General features: G+C 38.7%; 2 protein-coding genes. One reads left to right on the top strand and one right to left on the bottom strand.

Annotation, left to right across the window (positions count from 1 at the left end; translation table 11 throughout):
* Nucleotides 1-319: 319 nt before the first annotated feature.
* The gene (locus ACFVSH_RS25210) at nt 320-1,189 is read left to right on the top strand and encodes an AraC family transcriptional regulator (protein WP_387708486.1); all 870 of its coding nucleotides are present in this window, start codon (nt 320-322) and stop codon (nt 1,187-1,189) included.
* A gap of 81 nt (nt 1,190-1,270) precedes the next feature.
* Here ACFVSH_RS25210 and ACFVSH_RS25205 read toward each other — a convergent pair whose 3' ends face one another.
* Complete coding sequence (locus ACFVSH_RS25205; RefSeq protein WP_387708484.1) at nt 1,271-2,512, bottom strand: MFS transporter; 1,242 nt, start codon at nt 2,510-2,512, stop codon at nt 1,271-1,273.
* Between the last annotated feature and the right edge of the window lie 163 nt (nt 2,513-2,675).

Genomic DNA, 2,675 nt, shown 5'->3' with positions numbered 1-2,675 from the left:
TTGCCTTTATATAGATCATTCCCCTGTCTTCCGATTGAATCTGGAGGCTATGTCCTTTATGAATCCCCTCCAAGGAAATAACAACATCATCATTTGAATGCAATTGAACAAATTTATTCATTTTGTCCCCTCCTTTTCATGAGTGAAGACGTTCAAAACCAAACGTCAATCCATTCCGAAAGCCCTTTCATTTTCCGCTTGAACTTTTTTAATTTTTAAATTCCTTTTAATTTTAACATCAATTTTTGAAATATAAATTGCATATTTTGCTATAAATATACTCATTCTTGTTGTATTATACTTGCAGGAGATGAACGAAATGAAAAAAATACATAATGCATTAAATCATGATTTACTCTTCCCATTTTCTTTTGTCTATCAAGATACGAAAAGTCCCCAGAATGAATTGTCCGATCATATGCATGATTATTATGAAATTGTTTATGTTTATAATGGTAAGGGGACTTTTTTTATCGGTGATGTGTTTTATGATATGCAGCAAGGGGATGTATTCCTGATCCCTAATAATACGATTCATAGGGCTTTACCCAATAAGGACGATCCCGTTACCTCCACCATTATCTTTTTCAGTCCCACCTTGATATATAAAGATATGGTTGATGATTCTTTTTCATATTTACATTTGTTTGACCTGACAAAAAAGAGTAAGAATTATAAAATATCATTGCCGCAAAAGAAACAAGAAAAGATGGAGGAACAGCTACAGCTCATCCTGCAAGAAACATCTAGCCAATCAATGGGCTCGAGGCATGCTTGTTTGCTGACCGTTCATCAAATCATACTTGATTTATACCGTATCCGGATGAATGACAAAGAAGATTTACCAGTGGGCAATAGCTATAGTTCAGAATGGATCAAAGATATTTTAATCTATATTAATGAACATATCGATGAAGCATTGACTTTGACGACACTTGCACAAAAAGCTTTGGTCAGTCCCGCTCATTTCAGCAGAGTTTTTAAGGAAACGACCGGAATTGGGGTAATAGTATATTTAAATACGAAAAGAATCATCAAGGCAAAGGAACTTTTACTGGAAACGAATCACACCATTGCCCATATTGCTGAAATGTGTGGTTTTGAAAGCATGCCCCAATTTTTTCGCACCTTTAAAAAATACAATGAAAAGACGCCAGCAACATTTCGAAAAGAAAATCGGATGCGTTAAGTTTGCCTAGTAAGCATAAAAAAAAATGGAAGTGGCTTCCCTTGATATTTCCTTGGGAGACACTTCCATTCTGACAATCTATTACGCAGGCTTTACTATCGGTCTTACAAAACGGATAACTGCAAGCGATGCAACGATGGCCAATCCACCTGCAAGCAAGAATGCAACTGTGTATGTGCCTGAGGTATCGACAATATATCCTGTTAACGTCGGTCCGATGATACCTGCTGTATTTGCCAAGAAATGCATAAAACCTCCAACAGATCCAACATTACCAGGGTCGACAACATCGTTGACGATTGCCCAATAAATGGCACCAGTCAAATAAAGGAAGAAGACGGAAAGTGCGACAAGCGTAACCGCACTGACCGTTGTGGATACCAGTCCGGCAAAACCGATACATACCGCCGATAAGAACAAACATGTTACAAGAACGATCTTACGTGAGAATAAAACACCTTTTTTAGCGAATTTTTTAAAGAAGAAATCCGACACGAAACCACCCAAAGCAAGTCCGATGAATCCAAAAATCCAAGGAATCACAGTGATGATGCTCATATTTTCTACACTTAGGCCGCGTGCGTCCACCAAATAGCTTGGGAACCAAGTTAAGAAAAAGAAGAGAATATAGTTGTAAGAAAAAAAGGCGAGAGCAGTAAATAAAACCGTTTTTTGTTTTAAATAAAAGGTGAATTTCAACTTCCCTTCCGATGTTGCCGCCACATAAGATTTCCCCGTATGTTTCTGTTCTTTTGAACCTTCTGGTTTTTCTTTAACGAATTTCCACCAGCAAATCGCCCATATTAGACCAATCACCATTATGGCAATGAAAGAAACTCTCCATCCATATGAGATGGCAATAAATCCAACAATCGGACCTGCTATGGCGCCACCAAGCGGGGTCCCGCTATTCGTCAAACCAACGACAGATGCCCGTTGATTCGCTGGGAACCAGTTATTCACCATCTTATTGATGGTTGCCGAAAGAGGGCCTTCGCCCATTCCAAACAAGATGCGGATGACGATCATACTGGCAAAACCGACAGCCAGTACAAGAGCACCACTGAATAAAGACCAAACGATCATCGCCACGAAAAGCGTAAGCTTTGCACCCCATTTATCGGACGCCATTCCACCGAGGAAATTAAATATGGCATAACCAACTGAAAAGCTACTAAAAATGATCCCCATCTGTGTCGCTGTTAAGGATAAATCATCTTGGATGAACGGAGCTGCAATGGATAGTGCTGATCGGTCCAGATAATTTATCACCCCTGCCAAGAACAAGAAAACAATAACCATTCCTCTACCATTTGAAAACATAAAGTACCCCCCTATACGTTTCTATAAATGCAGCAGCATTTTTGGAAACGTTTCCATTTAATAACCAAGAGTAAAGCCTATATGACCTTTAACTAAATCGGTTTTGAATCCCTTAAAAATTGCGTTTTCTTTTTGACAGGAATTCTTTCATCCGGTTCTACGA

This window comes from Peribacillus sp. NPDC058002 (genome assembly GCF_042886655.1).
Lineage (GTDB): Bacteria > Bacillota > Bacilli > Bacillales > DSM-1321 > Peribacillus > Peribacillus aracenensis.
Note: the sequence above shows the minus strand (reverse complement) of the source record. Positions and strands in the feature narration are given on the sequence as shown.